15 protein-coding genes and 1 riboswitch are annotated in these 18,602 nt (G+C 37.2%); of the genes, 14 read left to right on the top strand and 1 reads right to left on the bottom strand.

What is annotated here, in order from left to right:
• The first annotated feature begins 73 nt into the window (after positions 1 to 73).
• The 13 genes from JFU24_RS09195 (at position 74) to JFU24_RS09135 (ending at position 16,313) form a co-directional block, all read left to right on the top strand.
• Positions 74 to 1,105 (top strand): sulfate ABC transporter substrate-binding protein, encoded by a 1,032-nt coding sequence (locus JFU24_RS09195; protein ID WP_201249871.1) that lies wholly within the window; start codon positions 74 to 76, stop codon positions 1,103 to 1,105.
• A 71-nt stretch (positions 1,106 to 1,176) separates the two neighbouring features.
• A complete protein-coding gene (cysT, locus tag JFU24_RS09190; RefSeq protein ID WP_053345054.1) occupies positions 1,177 to 2,013 on the top strand; it encodes a sulfate ABC transporter permease subunit CysT in 837 nt (278 codons plus the stop codon).
• A gap of 29 nt (positions 2,014 to 2,042) precedes the next feature.
• Positions 2,043 to 2,909 (top strand): sulfate ABC transporter permease subunit CysW, encoded by an 867-nt coding sequence (cysW, locus tag JFU24_RS09185; RefSeq protein WP_377372447.1) that lies wholly within the window; start codon positions 2,043 to 2,045, stop codon positions 2,907 to 2,909.
• Between the two features lie 11 nt (positions 2,910 to 2,920).
• Positions 2,921 to 3,985 carry a sulfate/molybdate ABC transporter ATP-binding protein gene (locus tag JFU24_RS09180; RefSeq protein ID WP_057216649.1) on the top strand — a complete coding sequence of 355 codons (1,065 nt, stop codon included), beginning with the start codon at positions 2,921 to 2,923 and terminating at the stop codon, positions 3,983 to 3,985.
• A gap of 137 nt (positions 3,986 to 4,122) precedes the next feature.
• Positions 4,123 to 4,288, top strand: a riboswitch (M-box (ykoK) riboswitch).
• A gap of 285 nt (positions 4,289 to 4,573) precedes the next feature.
• A complete protein-coding gene (mgtE, locus tag JFU24_RS09175; RefSeq protein WP_056530868.1) occupies positions 4,574 to 5,932 on the top strand; it encodes a magnesium transporter in 1,359 nt (452 codons plus the stop codon).
• A gap of 184 nt (positions 5,933 to 6,116) precedes the next feature.
• Positions 6,117 to 6,599, top strand: a complete 483-nt coding sequence (locus JFU24_RS09170) for a DUF2306 domain-containing protein (RefSeq protein WP_201181747.1) — start codon at positions 6,117 to 6,119, stop codon at positions 6,597 to 6,599.
• A 704-nt stretch (positions 6,600 to 7,303) separates the two neighbouring features.
• Complete coding sequence (locus JFU24_RS09165; protein WP_201249870.1) at positions 7,304 to 7,957, top strand: HAD family hydrolase; 654 nt, start codon at positions 7,304 to 7,306, stop codon at positions 7,955 to 7,957.
• Between the two features lie 489 nt (positions 7,958 to 8,446).
• A complete protein-coding gene (locus JFU24_RS09160) occupies positions 8,447 to 9,022 on the top strand; it encodes a TetR/AcrR family transcriptional regulator (protein WP_057216637.1) in 576 nt (191 codons plus the stop codon).
• 78 nt (positions 9,023 to 9,100) lie between these two features.
• Positions 9,101 to 12,268, top strand: a complete 3,168-nt coding sequence (locus JFU24_RS09155) for a bifunctional cytochrome P450/NADPH--P450 reductase (RefSeq protein WP_201249869.1) — start codon at positions 9,101 to 9,103, stop codon at positions 12,266 to 12,268.
• Between the two features lie 580 nt (positions 12,269 to 12,848).
• The gene (locus JFU24_RS09150) at positions 12,849 to 14,231 is read left to right on the top strand and encodes a C40 family peptidase (protein ID WP_201181735.1); all 1,383 of its coding nucleotides are present in this window, start codon (positions 12,849 to 12,851) and stop codon (positions 14,229 to 14,231) included.
• Positions 14,232 to 14,445: 214 nt separating this feature from the next.
• Positions 14,446 to 14,892, top strand: a complete 447-nt coding sequence (locus JFU24_RS09145; protein WP_201183396.1) for a hypothetical protein — start codon at positions 14,446 to 14,448, stop codon at positions 14,890 to 14,892.
• Positions 14,880 to 15,179, top strand: a complete 300-nt coding sequence (locus tag JFU24_RS09140) for a YxcD family protein (RefSeq protein WP_201221606.1) — start codon at positions 14,880 to 14,882, stop codon at positions 15,177 to 15,179. The genes JFU24_RS09145 and JFU24_RS09140 overlap by 13 nt, the downstream gene beginning before the upstream one ends.
• Positions 15,180 to 15,341: 162 nt before the next feature.
• Positions 15,342 to 16,313: an aldose 1-epimerase gene (locus JFU24_RS09135; protein WP_201221604.1), complete on the top strand. Its 972-nt coding sequence runs from the start codon at positions 15,342 to 15,344 to the stop codon at positions 16,311 to 16,313.
• Positions 16,314 to 16,354: 41 nt separating this feature from the next.
• Here JFU24_RS09135 and JFU24_RS09130 read toward each other — a convergent pair whose 3' ends face one another.
• Positions 16,355 to 17,743 (bottom strand): amino acid permease, encoded by a 1,389-nt coding sequence (locus JFU24_RS09130; RefSeq protein WP_201181730.1) that lies wholly within the window; start codon positions 17,741 to 17,743, stop codon positions 16,355 to 16,357.
• Between the two features lie 554 nt (positions 17,744 to 18,297).
• Here JFU24_RS09130 and JFU24_RS09125 point away from each other — a divergent pair.
• Positions 18,298 to 18,465: a YezD family protein gene (locus JFU24_RS09125; protein ID WP_082612767.1), complete on the top strand. Its 168-nt coding sequence runs from the start codon at positions 18,298 to 18,300 to the stop codon at positions 18,463 to 18,465.
• The last annotated feature ends 137 nt before the right edge of the window (positions 18,466 to 18,602 follow it).

The following is an 18,602-nucleotide window of genomic DNA, read 5'->3' as shown; positions in this document are numbered from 1 at the left end:
TATCTCCTTATATATTAATTGAAGGAAATAGTATGTCTTTTTTGTTGGAAAAAGTGAAAAACGGGGGAAGTTTATGAAAAAGTTGATGGTATTTTCAAGTTTGATTTTAGCCTTTGGAGTACTAGCAGGATGTAATTCAGAAAAAACAGAAGGAGAAGGGAACTCTAAGTCTGTGGAGCTTTTGAATGTGTCATATGATCCGACGCGTGAACTGTATCAAGAATTTAATGATGCGTTTGTGAAACATTGGAAAGAAGAGTCAGGTCAGGATGTAACGATTCAGCAATCTCATGGCGGTTCTGGTAAACAAGGTAGAGCGGTTATTGATGGGTTGGAAGCGGATGTCGTGACACTGGCATTGGCTTATGATATTGATGCCATTTATGAAGCTAGTAACTTATTAGCGGAAGATTGGCAAAAACGTTTACCTGAAAACTCGACACCGTACACATCAACTATTGTGTTTTTAGTAAAAAAAGATAATCCGAAAGGTATAAAAGATTGGAATGATTTAATCAAAAAGGATGTTTCCGTAATTACGCCAAATCCAAAGACAAGTGGTGGAGCAAGGTGGAATTACCTGGCTGCATGGGCTTATGCAGAAAAGAGTTTTAATAATGATGAAACCAAAGTGAAGGGTTTTATGAAAAAGCTTTATCAAAATGTTGAAGTTTTGGATTCAGGAGCACGAGGTGCAACGACCACATTTGTGGAAAGGGAAATTGGTGACGTACTAATTGCTTGGGAGAATGAAGCTTATTTAACACTAGAAGAATTCGGTGATGATAAATATGAAATTGTGAATCCGTCGATTAGTATTCTAGCTGAACCTCCAGTAGCTATTGTTGATAAAGTGGTTGAGAAAAAAGGAACGAAGGAAGTAGCTGAGGCCTATCTGGAATACCTTTATACAGATGCCGGTCAAGAAATTGCAGCAAAGAACTTCTATCGTCCGAGGGATGAGAAGGTTCTTGCTAAATACAAGGATCAGTTTGCAAATATTGATATGGTGACTGTTGATGAAAAGTTCGGCGGGTGGAAAAAAGCCCAGGAAACACATTTCAATGATGGTGGTACATTTGACGAAATTTATCAACCACAATAAGCGTTGGAGGAGAAGATGTAAATTCACATTTTCTCCTTCACTAATCAATCAGAAAGAGCTGGGGCGAATCGATGAATATAGCGGAAGTTAAACAAAAGAAAAAAAGAACCATACCTGGTTTTGGACTAACGATGGGGTTTACATTGCTGTATCTATCCATCATCGTTTTGATTCCATTATCCATGGTTTTTTTAAACACATTTACAATGGGGTTTCAGGATTTTTGGGCGACTATTACCGAACCGAGGGTCGTTGCTTCCTATAAACTAAGCTTTCTGACAGCTTTAACTGCGGCCTTTGTGAACGCAGTTTTTGGCGTTTTAATTGCCTGGGTGCTGACTCGTTATGAATTTCCTGGCAAACGAATCATCGATGGTCTAGTTGATTTGCCTTTTGCCCTGCCGACTGCTGTAGCGGGGATTACATTGACCACTTTGTACTCACCGAATGGGTGGATTGGCCAATTTTTCAGCTTTAAAATTGCCTTCACTCCCATCGGGATTATCATTGCCCTGATATTTATCGGTCTGCCTTTCGTTGTCCGCATGGTCCAACCGGTGCTTGAAAATATAGAAAAAGGAATGGAAGAAGCATCTGCTTCGCTAGGGGCGAATCGAATGCAGACGTTTATTAAAATTATCTTTCCTGAATTGATACCAGCGATTTTGACGGGTTTTGCACTTTCTTTTGCAAGGGCGCTTGGAGAGTATGGATCCGTTGTGTTCATTGCAGGAAATATGCCTTTTAAAACAGAGATTTCACCGCTTATCATCATGACAAAACTCGAACAGTATGATTATCAGGGTGCAACTGCTGTGGCCACCGTCATGCTTATTATTACATTTCTAATTTTGTTCACCATCAATATCTTACAATGGTGGACTAGCAAAAGATATACCGGGAAATAGGAGGGGACATGTTGGCAAATCACAATTCAGTGGCTGCAGAGACGAACAAACCAGTCATTTTAACGAGAAACGCAACGAAAGAGCCTAAATCTATACAGTGGATTCTTATTTCCATTGTGTTGCTATTTCTTACTTTATTTTTAGTTGTTCCATTAATCGCAATCTTTGTAAAAGCCTTTGAAAAGGGGGCTGATGCTTATTTTGCGGCCATAGCCCATCCTGATTCTATGTCTGCCATTAAATTAACATTAATCGTTGTCCTAATCACGTTACCGCTTAATGCTATATTTGGGGTAGTGGCGGCATGGACGATTACAAAATATGAATTTAAAGGAAAAAACTTTTTAATAACTTTGATTGATCTACCCTTTTCGGTTTCACCAGTCATTGCTGGATTGATTTTTGTACTTTTATTTGGCTTACATGGGGCCCTTGGTCCATTGTTGCAAAACTATGATATTAAAGTGATCTTTTCGATACCAGGGATTGTCATCGCCTCTATTTTCATTACCTTCCCATTCATTGCACGTGAATTAATTCCGCTCATGCAAAGCCAGGGAACGTCTGAAGAAGAGGCATCGCTCACACTAGGAGCAGGAGGATTCAAGACGTTTTGGTATGTAACGCTTCCTAATATTAAATGGGGCCTTTTATATGGAGTCATTTTATGTAATGCGAGGACAATCGGAGAATTTGGGGCCGTATCGGTCGTATCAGGCCATATACGCGGGATGACGAACACGATGCCACTTCATATTGAAATCTTATACAATGAATATCAATTTTCAGCGGCCTTTGCCGTGGCATCACTGATGTCCATTTTTGCAATCATAACGTTGGTTATTAAAAGTTTCATAGAATGGAAAACAGACTTTAAATCATCAAAAGTAAGTTAGGAGGGAAAGTAATGAGTATCGTCATCGAAAATGTTACAAAATATTATGGGTCTTATCAAGCCCTCCAAAATATCAATCTGGAAATAAAAAGCGGGGAGCTTGTAGCGCTACTTGGCCCCTCTGGTTCGGGAAAAACATCATTGCTACGTATCATTGCTGGACTTGAACAGGCAGAGAACGGAAATATCTTATTTAATGAAGAGAATTACACCAATAAGCATGTGAAAGATCGGAATGTGGGCTTTGTTTTTCAGCATTATGCTCTTTTTCGCAACATGACCATTTTTGATAATGTTGCCTACGGTTTAAAGGTTCGTCCAAGAAAAATAAGACCTAGTAAAACAGCGATTGAACAAAAGGTTACAGAATTGCTTCAGCTAGTTAAGTTGGAAGGATATAAGGACCGTTATCCTTCTCAATTATCAGGCGGCCAGCGTCAGCGTGTGGCATTGGCAAGGGCTCTTGCTGTAGAGCCGAATATTCTTTTGCTTGATGAACCATTCGGGGCACTGGATGCTAAAGTGCGTAAGGAACTTAGGCGTTGGCTAAGAAGACTTCATGATGAATTCAATGTTACGAGTGTCTTTGTAACACATGATCAGGAAGAAGCGATGGATGTTGCTGATCGAGTTGTAATCATGAATGAAGGGAAAATTGAACAGATTGGAACTCCGGAAGAAGTATATGATCAACCCAAGAATCCATTTGTTTACGATTTTCTCGGTAGTGTCAATCTTTTCAAGGGCAAGGTTCATCAAGGGAAATTGGCAACAGGAAATGTGGAAATACATGTTCCAGACAGTGAGGATGGAGAGAGTACTGGTTATGTAAGAGCTCATAACTTTATCATAGAAAGAGAATCATTAGAAACGGATTCGATTGCATCTGTTATTGACCATATTCATACAATTGGACCTATTGTCCGTATTGAAGTGATTCGTCAGGATATAAATGAACCGCTTGAAATCGAACTTACTAAAGAACAATATAATAATCTTGAATTAAAAAAAGGAGAAATAGTGTTTGTCCGGCCCAAAGAATTGAAGGTCTTTGTTGACTATATGGCTGGAATCTAACAGGAAGTCGATAAGTTAACCAAAAAACCGCTAATTAGCGGTTTTTTTATTATCATTAACTAGCGTCAATATCTAATTTTATTAATAAAAAAACATTGACTTCTAAAAGAAACTCTTTTAGAGTGGATTGGTAAACTAAATATCCTCGTTAGGTGAGGCTCCTGTGTAGGAGATATGCTACTGCCCAAAAATGTCGAAAGACGCCAATGGGTCAACAGAAACCATCGACATAAGGTGGTTTTTAATGTAGCTGGCGTTGTCCTATGCCACACAGTGCTAAAGCTCTACGAATGGAGGAACAGGATTTCTGCTATGTATTTGTCATTCAGACAATGTACGTATGTGTATTTGTCATTCAGAAATGTACGTAAATGTACCGTGTGAACACCTCCATTTGTAATGGAGGTGTTTTTATATTTTTCTGGGAGGTGAGGATAGTGGATAACTATTCACGACCTTATACTCGAAGCATAATAAATATCAAATAAATACAAAGATTAAGGAAGGGGAATTATAAAATATTTTTCTTACTTTTAATATATCGTTAAGGGGAAATATTTTTTGCTCCTCAAAAAAGGAGTGGCGAAGATGATAAAAGACATGACTGAAGACCAAATAACTCTTCAAATCATAAAAGCATTAAAAGAAGGAAAAAAGAAAGAATTTCAAGCAATATTAGAAGAACTCCAACCTTATGATATTGCTCGAATTTTTGAGGGGCTTCCAGAAAAACATCATACACGTTTCTTATTGTTTCTTACTCCAGAACAAATCGCGGAACTAATACAGGAACTTGAAAAAGTACATCAATTAAAAATTCTTACTAAATTAGGAATTGAAAAATCAGGTCAAGTAATGGATCTAATGGATAATGATGATTTAGCTTCATTGTTAGAGAACCTATCTCCGGATAAAATTGAAGAACTTCTTTCAGGTATGAAACAAGAAGAATCTAAAATCGTACAAAATATCATGAATTATCCCCCTGAAACGGCAGGACGAATAATGACAAACCGTTTTGTGTGGATCCCTCAACACTATACGGTTCGTGAATCAGTTGAAAAACTTAAAATATTTGCGGAGTTCTCGGGAACGATTAACTATCTGTATGTAATTGATAACGATAAAAAATTAGTAGGTGTAGTCTCATATCGAGATTTAATAATAAATGATGAGAATGAAAAAATACAAGATATTATGTACAGTAGAGTTATCTCCGTATTCGCTTATGAAGACCAAGAAGAGGTAGCACATGTTATTGAGCGTTATGATTTTTTATCAATTCCTGTTGTAGATAATAATAATGAGTTATTAGGAATTGTAACCGTTGATGATATTATTGACGTTGTCATTAAGGAAGCAAACGAAGATATTGAAAAACTTTCGGCATCTGGTAAAGCTATTGATTTTGACACAAAGGCACATGTGGCTGCGTATCGCCGACTTCCCTGGCTTATTTTACTTTTATTTATCGGATTAGTGTCTGGAACTATTATTAGTGGTTTTGAAGAAACATTGTCTAAAGTTGTTGCACTTGCCTTCTTTATGCCGATGATAGCAGGGATGACTGGAAATACAGGTACTCAATCATTAGCTGTTGTTGTAAGAGGTCTAATTACTACTGATACGGATAAAGGAGTTGTTTTTAGACTTATTATCCGAGAACTTAAAGTTGGATTGATAATAGGCATTACCTGTGGAATATTAATTTCCATTATAGCTTTTGTTTGGCAAGGAAATCCTGTTCTAGGGTTAGTGGTTGGAAGTTCATTAGTTATGACCCTAATTATTGGGACTTTAGCTGGGACCATTATTCCTCTAATATTATATAAATTCAACATCGATCCAGCAGTGGCCTCTGGTCCATTAATTACAACACTAAATGATATACTATCGTTACTTATCTACTTTGGCATTGCAACAATGTTTATTTCAAAATTGATGTAGTAAAACCACGATTAAATTCTGTTCTTCGTGGTATTCTTTAAAAATAAATAATTATAATAATTTGAAATAATGGATATTACGCTAAATAGCAGAATAGTAATAATGAATGTTAACATATTCAACCAATTATTTGCAGAAAAATGGTAATAGAAATAATCAAATTATCTCAAGGGGCGATAACTGAATGGACATTGTTACTGTTCTGCTTGTCATTCACATTATTGCAGGCAGTGTTTGTTTATTGACAGGGGCGATAGCATCAATAGCAAAGAAAAAGAAAGGCAATCATACTACCATTGGAGAAGTGTATCATGGTGGGTATCTTGTAATTTTCATAACCTCTCTTGTAATGGCAATCGTGAACTGGTCAGAAAGTGCTTATCTTTTCTATATTGCAATTTTTTCTTATAGCTTAGTTCTTTTGGGATACTTAGCAAGAAAACTACGTTGGAGAAATTGGTTGAAGATGCATATAGGAGGAATGTTAGGGTCTTATATTGGAATTATTACGGCTACTTTAGTCGTTAATGGTTCAAAGATTCCATTAGTGAATGAAATCCCTTCTCTCTTATTATGGTTTATACCTACAATCATTGGAACACCACTCATTACTATAGTAAGTAGGCGTTATAGCAGTCGGACTAAACCAAAAGAGTTTATACAATAATAGTTGCATAAAAATCTTTATTCATCTTTAGAGAATCGAGAATTGAAAAGAAGATTCTGTTACAAAAAAAACGAAGTATAACTGGAAATAAACTCTCTAAATTATGACCCATTTTATACGTATCTCGGCTGAACCCTTACTTTACCATCCGAACTATTCAGACAAAAGAACAACAACATCGTCTAATTGTTCTTCAACAAACGGGCGCATTTCTGGATAAAGAAATGCGCCCTTCCTAATGAATTGGACCAGATTATGAAATAAGGAAATGGTACATATTAGTCATGTATAATATGTACCACCTTTTATTTTTATTACTTTTTACAATATAGGTTCTGTTAAGTTTAAAATTATCAACCTCATAATCTATTTTTTAGCACCGATAACTTTAACATCATCAAATAACACCCTGGATGTTCCACCTGACATTAGAATTCCAACATGAGTTTTACCAAGATTTGTTGGAGAGTGCTGTTTGATCTTTATTCAACAAATGGGCCATATTCTTGAATAAGAGAAGAAATTATTAGACGGTGAATCGAAGTTCTAAGTTATTCAAAAATGGAACAATTTAGTTGAACATGGGTATTCACTAATGTACGTTTATTTAAGGATAGTAATCACTATGAAACTTGTGCTTTTCAATCAATGTGTATTTCAGGAAAAAGTGTTACCTTCTAATAAGTAAAAAGGAGGAAATTATTATGATTAAAGCTGTTATTTTCGACTTTGATGGTTTAATTTTAGACACGGAGACGGCTTGGTATGAGGCTTATAAAGAAACTATGGGTTTTTATAAATCTGATTTGCCTCTCGAACATTTTGTTAAATGTATCGGAACAGATAATACTGAACTTTATAAGTTTTTCCAAGAAAAACTGGGGGAAAGTTGTAATATTGAAGAAATTGAAGCTAGAGCAAAAAGCTTACATAAAGTAAAGATGAAAACATCCCAGGCACGTGAAGGTGTAAAGGATTATTTAGAAGAAGCAAAAAAATTTGGATATAAAATTGCCCTTGCTTCAAGTTCAACAAAAGAGTGGGTCACTCATTATTTGGGTGAACTCGGACTGCTAAACTATTTTGAAGTTATTATCACAGGGGATGATGTTGAAAAAGTAAAACCAGCGCCTGATTTGTATTTAAAGGCAATCGAAGTTTTGAACATTCATTCCACAGAAGCCGTAGCATTTGAAGATTCGTTAAATGGACTTCAATCGGCTCTAAATGCTGGATTAAAGTGTGTAATCGTACCAAATCCCGTTACAGAAGCTTTAGCTTTTGAAAATCATTCTTTACGTCTTCAATCTATGGTAGAAAAGAGCTTGACTGATGTTATAAAACTTATTGAGCAATAAGGTGTTCGGAAAATTACTTCGCCCTAATGTTAATATGATTATGGTGAGGTTTTCATAATAAATCAGTACAATTAGAATGGAACACTATTAAACAAGTGGCTTTAGTAAAAATAACTGAGAAGCCATTTTTACAGATCTTTCGCATTTTTCAATATTCCGCAATCGGGCGCTATTACTGAAAAAGGATAGCGCTCTTTTCCATGTCTCCTAACGATACTTAAAAAACTTATTTACACTATCTTAAACCTCAAAATTATTAAAATACCCACTCTAACCCCTTGCAGACAAAGAAAAATGCCATCTTTAACGATATTATCTATTTAACTCCTTCTCTCAAATGACGACTACTCAGCCTTTTGTCCCCCATCCGTTAACAAAACCTTCACAAATTATAGGTCCAATGAGTGGTTGAGATGGAATTTTATGGGGTATATAATTAACAGGAATGAACATTCATTCCGCATTTAATTAATGAAAGGCTGAATTATTATGCAAACTGCTGTAAATAAACGAGACAGCATAGTATCCAGCGCTTTGGTACTATTTGCTGAGCGGGGATATGATGCGACGACGATTCCAATGATTGCTACATCGGCAGGAGTTGGAGCTGGTACCATCTATCGTTACTTTGAGAATAAGGAAGTGCTCGGGAACAAGATTTTTCAAGAGTACCTGAATATTTTTACTGAAACACTTGAGAATGGATTTCCTTATGATGAATCGATTCGAAATCAGTTCCACCATATTTTTATATCAATGATTCACTTTACAACCGAGCACAGTCAAGCGCTTTATTTTATAAAAACACATAGTAGTGCCCATTTTTTAAATGAAGAAAGTCATTCTAGCTTTCAAGGGCTACTGAATATATTAAAAAGTTTCTTTGATTCAGGAAAAGCAAAAAAAGAAATTAAGGAGCTTCCTTCTGCAGCTTTGATTGCCATTATTTACGGAGCATTTCTTGAGCTTCAACGACTTGTCCGTATTGGGGAGTTAGAACCTGAAGCAAAACTTTTAGCAGATGTAGAAGAAAGCATTTGGGATGCTGTACGATTACACGTTTGAGAAAAATTTGATTTTTCATTCACTTAGCGGAATGAATGTTCATTCCGTTAGCTAATTTATTTAAAGAGGTGCTAAAAAATGACAAATATAACTCAATTTCCACAGCCAAAAACTTATGGACCCCTCGGAAGCCTGCCTGTTATTGATAAGGATAAGCCACTTCAGTCATTCATGAAGCTGGCTAGGGAACTTGGACCGGTTTTTCAGTTTCAATTTCCGGGTCGTATTAGTACCTTTGTATCCAGCGCTGCCCTTGCTAAAGAAATTTGTGATGAAACAAGATTTGATAAGAAAGTCGGTCCTGCCCTGCAAAAAGTGAGAGCATTTGGTGGTGATGGCCTTTTCACAAGTGAAACATCGGAGACAAATTGGAAAAAGGCTCATAACATTCTGCTGCCTAGCTTTAGCCAGCAGGCAATGAAGGGCTATCATGCAAAAATGGTAGATCTTGCTACCCAACTCATCCAAAAATGGGCTCGCTTAAATCCCGCTGATGAGATTGATATTCCTGAAGATATGACACGCTTGACCTTAGATACGATTGGACTCTGCGGATTTAATTACCGCTTTAACAGTTTTTATCGAGAGACCTCCCATCCCTTTGTCGACAGTATGGTGCGTGCATTAGATGAAGCGATGAGTCAAACGCAGCGACTCGGTGTTCAAGATAAACTGATGATTAAGTCTAAAAAACAATTCAGAGAAGACATTCAATACATGTTCTCACTTGTAGATGAATTGATTACAGAACGAAAACTAAATGGTGATCAGGGAGAAGATGACCTTCTTTCCCATATGTTAAAAGGGGTTGATCCTGAAACTGGTGCAGCACTGGATGATGAAAATATTCGTTATCAAATCATTACCTTTTTAATCGCTGGACATGAAACGACGAGCGGTCTCCTTTCTTTCGCCATCTATTTTCTTATGAATAACCCGGAAAAGTTAAAAAAAGCACAGCAGGAAGTCGATGAAGTACTGGGTGACGAGGTTCCTGATTATAAACAGGTGAAGAAATTGAAATATGTTCGGATGGTGTTAAATGAAGCGCTTCGTCTGTGGCCAACTGCTCCGGCGTTTTCTGTTTATGCGAAAGAAGACACCACATTAAACGGAAAATACAATGTGAAGAAAGATGAGGTGTTCACTCTTCTTATTCCAGAGCTTCACCGTGATCCATCCGTTTGGGGAGAAGACGTAGAATCCTTTATTCCAGAACGTTTTGAGGATCCGGTCTCAATTCCATACCATGCTTATAAACCGTTTGGAAACGGACAGCGTGCCTGTATCGGGCAGCAGTTTGCTCTTCATGAAGCAACTCTGGTGCTCGGAATGGTTTTACAACACTTTGACCTGATAGATCATAAAGATTATCAATTGGATGTTAAAGAAACTTTGACTCTTAAACCGGATGGATTAACCATGCGTGTTTCACCTAGGAAGCCGGCGATGTCATTTACCGTTGCTTCTCCAGAACCAGTGTATGCGGATTTAGAAGCAACGGAAGCTTCTATTGAATCTGCACATGGCACGCCATTACTCGTTCTGTTTGGATCAAACATGGGAACCGCAGAAGGAATAGCTCGTGATCTCGCTGAAACGGGGAGTCAACAAGGTTTCTATACCGAGGTTGCTCCTTTAAATGATTACACAAATCATCTTCCTCAAGAAGGAGCTGTTCTCATTGTCTCAGCATCTTATAATGGAAATCCACCAGACAATGCAAATGACTTTGTTTCATGGCTGAAGGAAAGTCAGGATGGAACATTGGACGGTGTTCACTATGCTATCTTTGGATGCGGAGACCGCAATTGGGCCAATACGTACCAACGTATTCCAACCTTCATTGATGAACAACTGGAACAAAAAGGAGCTAATCGTCTGTCAGAAACAGGTTATGGAGATGCAAGCGATGATTTTGAAGGGGATTACGAGAAATGGACAGAAGCCCTTTGGCCGAAGCTTGCCCAAACCTTGAACATTGAACTAAATATAAATGATAGAAAAAACAGCTCGATTATGATGAATTTTGTAAGTGATGTGAGCGACACACCGCTCGCCCGCACTCATCATGCTTTTACAGCTGTTGTGAACAGGAGTGTCGAATTACAACATGAGGATAGCGGAAGAAGTACACGGCATATAGAGTTAACTCTTCCAGAGGGTATTCATTATCAAGAAGGCGACCATGTCGGGGTTCTTCCTCAAAATCCATCGGAACTCGTTGAGCGAGTGCTCAGTCGATTCAATTTTAACGGCCAAGACTATGTCAAACTGACTGGAGATTCGGGAAAAGCTGCCCATCTTCCTACAGAGAAACCTGTAAAATTACAGGAGTTACTATCTAACTATGTGGAGTTACAAGAACCTGCTACCCGTTCTCAAATTCGGACGCTTGCTACTCACACGGTATGTCCTCCCCATGTAAAAGAGCTTGAAAAGCTTCTAGAGGACAGTACCTATAAACAAGAAATTCTGAACAAACGCATTACTATGCTTGACCTGACAGAAAAGTACCTTGCATGTGAAATACCATTTGAAGGATTTCTAGCTTTACTGCCTCCTTTAAAGGCAAGATACTACTCTATTTCAAGTTCTCCACTTCACAAGGAAGGAAAAGCAAGCATCACTGTCAGTGTCGTCCGTGGAGATGCCTGGAGTGGCAACGGAGAATACAAAGGAATTGCATCAAATTATTTAGCAGAACGTTCCGAAGGAGACAAGGTAGCCTGCTTTATCAATACACCGCAATCCAACTTCCAGCTTCCGGAGCAAACAGGGAAACCTATCATTATGATCGGTCCTGGAACAGGAATTGCACCGTTCAGAGGATTTATTCAGGCTCGCCGCGCCCTAACAGAAAAAGGTGAAACACTAGGGGCGGCCCATCTTTACTTTGGATGCCGCAATCCCGAACACGATTTCCTATATCAAGAAGAACTCGTGCAAGCTGAACAAGATGGTCTTATAACACTGCACACCGCTTTCTCAAGATGTCCTGGTCAAGAAAAAATGTATGTCCAGCATCGGTTAGCAGAAAACGCTCAAGACATTCTTTCTTTATTAAAAGAAGGCGGACACTTATACATCTGCGGGGACGGAAGCAAAATGGCACCGGATGTTGAACAAACGTTAATCGAAAGCTATATGCATTTGTATCAATCATCTAAAGAAGAAGCCACAGAATGGTTGCAATCATTAGAGGCGAATGGTCGATATGCAAAGGATGTTTGGGCAGGAGCATAAATGGAGGAGAGCAGCGATCCCGGGGGGATTCGCTGCCTTTTTTAATATTCGCTCTGCTGTAGGCTTTCTAGTAAATTGTGAAAATCAGTAGCTTGATATAACAAAGCTATAATTTAATATAAGCCAAATGTTGAAGGTTTCTTGCTTTATTGCTTTCTATTAAAGTTAAGCGGATATTTTCCATAACAAGACTGAACTTATTTTGGAAATAGCAGCTTTTTATCTTACTTTCAGAATATAGTTCTTTGGTGCTAAACGCTAGATAGAAAGGAAAATGAAGGAACTTGTAAATATATGGTCGTTTTATATCGTGAAAAAGTCGAAATTTTACGTTTGATGTTAAAAATGAAATGTAATTGTAATATTATTATTACTTATTTGACAAAATCTGATGTTATACTACGAATTAGGTGAAATACTTAGTAGAGTTTCAGAATTTATTATTATATTGTTACAACCTTAGAAGATTACATAATGAGTAAAAAAATAGAGAAGAGTTCCTAGTAATTTATTTTGGCTACTATTTTCATAGAAGAAAGAAGTAGGTCAATTGAAATGCACAGGGAGGAAAGCAGGGGAAATGAGTTTGAAGAAAAAACTAATTATATTAAACACGACTATTATGCTCGGCTTAGGAAGCGCTTTTGCGATACCATCAGTAAAAGCTGAATCTATCTCGGAAATTCAATCAGAACGCACAGGAATCCAATCAGATATTTCAGCGGCAGAACAAGTTATTCAGGAATTGAAAAAAGAACAATCGAAAATGAATTCCCAAATTGCACAAATTGAAACAGCAATGAAAGAAAATGACGAAAAAATTAAAGATACTAAACAAGAAATTAAAGACACGGAAAAAGATATAGATTCTTTAAAGAAAGAAATTAAAGCTTTGGAAGAAAGAATCGCAAAACGCGAGGAAGTCTTGAAAGAGCGTGCCCTTGCATTCCAAGAGAGCGGTGGAGATGTTAACTACCTTGAAGTTCTTTTAGGTTCTAGTAGTTTCCGTGAACTTGTTGATCGTGTTGGAGCAGTAGCTGCAATTGTAGAAGCAGATCGGGAGATTCTTAGTCAGCAGGAAGCAGATAAAGCTGAATTAGAAAAAAAACAAGCGACTGTAGAGAAAAAATTGCAAAGCCTAAAGGATATGGACGTAGAGCTTAAAGGTATGCAATCTCAAATTAAAGAACAACAAGCAGAAACCGTTAATATGAAGGCAAAGCTTGAAAAGAAAGAATCAGAAACAAAAGCTCTTAAACAGGCTTTAGAGAATAAAGATGCAGGTTTAGAGGCTAAAATTGCATCCATCCGTGAAAACATCAAAAAAGAAGAAGAACTTAAAGCATCAGAGAAAGCTGATCTTAACCGTGCCGCGGAAGAAGTGAATTCTTCAAATGCTTCAAGTAAAGAATCATCAAATTCGTCTAAAGGCGAAGCATCGGCATCAAGTTCTTCTAAAGGCGAGGCGTCGGCATCAAGTTCTTCTAAAGGTGAATCATCTTCAAATTCATCTAAAAACAGTTCTACTGATAAACCTACAGCTAGTAAAACTGAAACATCAAGCAAGCCAAGTAGTGCAAATACAGGCTCTGCAATTACAGCAGGCTATAAATATATCGGTAACTCAACGTATGTATTCGGTGGCGGAAGAACAGCATCGGACATTGCTAATGGCCGATTCGATTGTTCAGCATTTGTTGCATGGGCTTACAAACAAGCCGGTGTGAATTTACCAGCAAGTACAGGTGCCTTGACAAGTGCAGGACGCCAAGTATCTAAAAGCCAGATGCAACCTGGAGATTTAGTATTTTTCAATACCTATAAAACGGATGGACATGTTGGTATTTATGTTGGTGGCGGCAAATTTATCGGTTCTCAAAGTTCAACAGGTGTTGCTATTGCTAATATGGGAAGCGGATATTGGGCAGAAAAATTCAATGGACGTGTAGTTCGTGTAAATTAATAGCTCATCAATAAGCAGGGGGAGAGCATACCCTGCTTATTTTTTTTGGGATTTTTTTTTGAAGAAATATAGAAAAAAGTGAAACTTATTTTGATTATCAACGTAAATACTATAAGATAAAATAAAGATAGGTGATGTGGACTTTCAGCAAATCTGAAAAGATATTTAATGAAACAACATTCCATACTATTAAAAACGGAGGAAAAAAATCATGATGAAAAAATTTATGGCAGCTCTACTCACGATTACATTAGCATTCTCGCCAGTTGGCACCTACGTATTCAAAGATCACTCGGAATCAGTAGATGCAAGGGGCTATAAGTCTGGAAAAAGAAGTTTTAACAGCAACACTAATAGTAATAAATCGAATTTCCAAAATAAAGAAACGAAAAAATCTGATGCGACTACGAACAAAGCAAAAACAGATACAAAAAGCGGAAGCTCGTTTTCTAAAGGCGGCTTAATGAAAGGGATAATGCTAGGAGGACTAGCAGGTCTACTATTTGGTAGTCTATTCGCCAATATGGGAGCGCTAGGTTCTATACTTGGTCTGTTAATTAACGTGTTAGCGGTTGTTGCATTAGTGGTTGTAATCCGTAAAATTTTCACATATTTCAAAGATAAGAAGAAAAAAGAGGATCCAAACCCATGGAGAGGCTAAGAATTTCCGAACAAGATATCATTAATGCAGTTTGTGTTTACATTGCTCGTAAAAAGCAGGTACAACCTAATGAGGTAGAAGTCGAGTTGATGTTTGATGATGATTACGGTTTTTCCGCTGAAACGTATGTTGACGGCCGGAAACAAGTGTTAATTACCATCAATTTGATTGAGGCTCTTCGCCAATGGTTGGATGAATATTTGAACATAGATCCATATTCAGGCATTGAACTTGTTTTGGATGATGAAGAGGGTATAGTTGCCTTAGTAAGTGAAAGTAATAGATAAACAAAAAGGATGTTCCTAAAGGGAGCATCCTTTTTGTTGTTTAAATACTATATTGATAGTTTTTTTGTTATGTTATTTTCACTGTGTTTAATTTCCATTTGTTGCAAAAAGTGGTTGATGCAAGTAGGATGAATATATACTCATGGTAAAGGAGGAGAGTAAGTGACAGGTTATATAGAAGATATCATTTTTTTAAATGAAAAGGCAATAAAGTTTGGCAATGAAACAATAGAAGCAATACTTGTACCAGTCTTAGGAAGTAATCTTCTCTCATTTAAGTTCAAACAGAATGATATTGAGTTGCTGCGAACACCGAAAACGTTAGAAGACTATAGAGAAGTTCCAATATTATATGGCATGCCAATCTTGTTTCCTCCTAATCGGATTGAGGGTGGCCAATTTACATATAAGCAGATCACGTATAAATTTCCGATTAATGAAATAGAAAAATCAAATCATATTCATGGTTTATTATATGATAAGCCATGGCAAGTTATTAAAAGAGAAGTAAATGGAGAAAAAATCGTAATAACAACCGAGTTTTTAAGTAGTGATTTTCCTTTTCTAAAAAGATATTTTCCACATGATTTTACAATATATATGACTTTTTCTTTAAACGATAATGCATTGGATGTACAACTAGAAATCATCAACAATGGCCAGGAGCCCTTTCCATGGGGAGTGGGTTATCATACGATATTCAATTTTCCATTTGTACCAAGCAGTAAGTTGATGGATTGCAGGATTTCACTGCCTGTAAATAAACAATGGGAGTTGAATGACAGGTCATTACCAACTGGGAAAATTCAAGCAACGCCAAATACGATGGAAATTCAAAATGGGTTCAGCATTGAGGGGCGACAGTTTGATGATATATTTGGCTATGATGAGGATTTGGAAAACGAGTGCGTACTCACCGATCAAGAAGCAGGTCTACAAGTCTGCTATCATGGTGATGACCATTTTAAGTTTTGGGTATTATTCAATCAGAAGGGGTTTGTATGTCCTGAACCATATACATGGGTAACGAATGCTCCTAATCTAGATTTGTCAGCAGAATTAACAGGATTGAGGGAATTAGGACCAGGAGAAAGGGTTCGGCTGAGGACGAAACTAAGTTTGAAGCAGATATAAAGAAACGCCTTGGCATAGTTGAATGCCAAGGCGTTTTAGGTTTATGCTTTCTTTCTCATCCAGAGTGGGTATAGCACGATTCCAAGTACATATAAGGCAATGCCTAGTTTGAACGTATCCATGTCAGCTGTACCTGTCTTAATGACCCAGACGGAGTAAACTAATGCCAGGATAGTGATAATACCATCGCGACTTCTTGAACCTTTCATGAAATCGTATGTTTCCCCAGTTACGACTAATTTCAATTGATATAAGGTTGATACGAGATAAGGAATCAGGTATGCAAGTGTAGCGACAATCATAGAGAATTTATAAGCTTCTAAAATCGTTCCAGAGATAGTGGAGAATAAGAATATTTGTGTCATGATATTTGTAATTGTCATAGAACGAACAGGTGTTCCGTTTTTATTCGCTTTCGCAAAATAAGTCGGGAATAAATCTAATTTCGCTGCCTGGTAAGGAACTTCAGATGCAACGACAATCCAGCCGATTGTTGAGCCTAACAAGGAAATGACAGCAAGAGCGGCCATAAGATACGTACCGTTTGAACCAACCACAGCTTGTAAAGCATCAACAAGTGGCTTTTGTGAAACTTTTAAATCGTCTTGTGAAATAGCACCCATTGTCAATAAGGTAATTCCAATATAAATGACAACAGCGATAAGCAAACCAAGAATCGTTGCTTTTTTTACATCATTTTGTGACTTAGCGCGATTTGAGAGCATCACAGCTGCTTCAATGCCGATGAAGGCCCATAATGTTGATATCGCTGCAGCATTAACTTGAGCACCTAAGGAGATGGATGTCCCAGCTGTATCGTAAAATTCTGCACCGTTTCCAAGATTAGAAGAATCAAAGATGAAAATCGTAACAATAATGAAAAACAAGAATCCAAGCACTTTTGTAACTGTTGCAACAAGGTTTAGTTTTCCTGCACTGTTAAAACTTCTTACTAAAATTGCCTGAATCCCCCAAAGAGCAATGGTACATACTGCAAATGTTAGTGCTTTACCGAGTTCGAGATTGAAAGAACCTGTTGTATAAATCACTTTCGTACTATGCATGACAGGGAAAAACGTCGATAAGTAACCAGCAAATGAAATGATGACAGAGGCTGTTGCAGCCCAGTTTGCAGCCCAATAACCCCAGGCCATACTGTATCCTGATAGCCTTCCTTTTGTAGGAGACTTAAATAATGACTGAGCATAACTTTGGGGACCGGCTTTCAGCTCCGGTTTCCGTACAGCTAAGTTACCAAATACGAGTGCTATTAAAAATACTCCTAGTCCAGTAACCATCCATGCCAAAGTAGCACCTAATGGACTTGAAACCTGTGCCAATTGAGCAGGGAGCATGAAGATTCCACCGCCGACCATATTTCCAATTACGAATGTGGTCAAAATCAATAAACCCCATTTTTTATTTTCCATTTATAATCGAACCTTTCTTAAATACAGTTTGAATTTATATACCGACAACTTATACTAAAATAGTATATCTCGAATCGTTTAGTTTGGTAAAGTGCTAATTAGGTAAAATGTAATACGCAGATTAATCAGAAAATTTAAATGATAATTGACAAAGAGTGGTTATTGGATTATAGTGGTAATACCAAGTTAGTTGGTAAGAATAGTGTAATTTACCGGTGTAAATTGAATTGTTAAAATTTGCATGATTGATTTTTTATGTAACTATTGGACTCATAAAAATTGCCGATTAGTCAACTAAAGGCACCCTTCCATCTATCCTGTTAGATGTAGGGTGCCTTTTATTTTCTTAATATTTGAAGGGAGGAGAATATGGAGTTTAATATGAACTGATTATTTCTTATCCAGAGAGATAAAAGGAAGAAAAAACAGAAGATGAACCAATTTCCTAAAGCAAGTTTTAGAGGTGTGAAGAGTACGTGTGAATTTTTCGTACAATCTCTTTTTATTATTAGGTATGAATGGTGCTTAATTACCATTATTAAGAGGAGGATAATATGGAAAAAAAAGAGGAGTTAAAAATCAGACATATCATTTCCAGCTTGGAAGATCTACAATATGGATCGGTTATTATAACTGTTCATGATGGGGAAATCACACAGGTGGATACCACTGAAAAGAAACGATTCCCCTTAGCAAAGGGACGACCTGCAAAAGCTAGATGAATTAATTCCAGACCACAACGGAGCTTTCGATACGAAGGCTCCTTTTGTTTTTGGGAAGTGAAAACCTTTTATTTGTTCTATAATGAAAATTTAATCAATATAGAATTTGTAGAAGATTGTACTGCTTTTTGCATGAT

It is taken from the genome of Peribacillus sp. TH27 (assembly GCF_016650915.1).
Classification (GTDB): Bacteria; Bacillota; Bacilli; order Bacillales; family DSM-1321; genus Peribacillus; species Peribacillus butanolivorans.
Note: the sequence above shows the minus strand (reverse complement) of the source record. Positions and strands in the feature narration are given on the sequence as shown.

What these genes read in the sequence shown, in the direction of transcription:
- mgtE (WP_056530868.1), top strand. Translation starts at nt 4,574, where the DNA reads ATGATAAAAGACATGACTGAAGACCAAATAACTCTTCAAATCATAAAA.
- JFU24_RS09145 (WP_201183396.1), top strand. Translation starts at nt 14,446, where the DNA reads ATGAAAAAATTTATGGCAGCTCTACTCACGATTACATTAGCATTCTCG.
- JFU24_RS09165 (WP_201249870.1), top strand. Translation starts at nt 7,304, where the DNA reads ATGATTAAAGCTGTTATTTTCGACTTTGATGGTTTAATTTTAGACACG.
- JFU24_RS09140 (WP_201221606.1), top strand. Translation starts at nt 14,880, where the DNA reads ATGGAGAGGCTAAGAATTTCCGAACAAGATATCATTAATGCAGTTTGT.
- cysT (WP_053345054.1), top strand. Translation starts at nt 1,177, where the DNA reads ATGAATATAGCGGAAGTTAAACAAAAGAAAAAAAGAACCATACCTGGT.
- JFU24_RS09130 (WP_201181730.1), bottom strand. Translation starts at nt 17,743, where the DNA reads ATGGAAAATAAAAAATGGGGTTTATTGATTTTGACCACATTCGTAATT.
- JFU24_RS09155 (WP_201249869.1), top strand. Translation starts at nt 9,101, where the DNA reads ATGACAAATATAACTCAATTTCCACAGCCAAAAACTTATGGACCCCTC.
- JFU24_RS09170 (WP_201181747.1), top strand. Translation starts at nt 6,117, where the DNA reads ATGGACATTGTTACTGTTCTGCTTGTCATTCACATTATTGCAGGCAGT.
- JFU24_RS09195 (WP_201249871.1), top strand. Translation starts at nt 74, where the DNA reads ATGAAAAAGTTGATGGTATTTTCAAGTTTGATTTTAGCCTTTGGAGTA.
- JFU24_RS09125 (WP_082612767.1), top strand. Translation starts at nt 18,298, where the DNA reads ATGGAAAAAAAAGAGGAGTTAAAAATCAGACATATCATTTCCAGCTTG.
- JFU24_RS09150 (WP_201181735.1), top strand. Translation starts at nt 12,849, where the DNA reads ATGAGTTTGAAGAAAAAACTAATTATATTAAACACGACTATTATGCTC.
- JFU24_RS09160 (WP_057216637.1), top strand. Translation starts at nt 8,447, where the DNA reads ATGCAAACTGCTGTAAATAAACGAGACAGCATAGTATCCAGCGCTTTG.
- JFU24_RS09180 (WP_057216649.1), top strand. Translation starts at nt 2,921, where the DNA reads ATGAGTATCGTCATCGAAAATGTTACAAAATATTATGGGTCTTATCAA.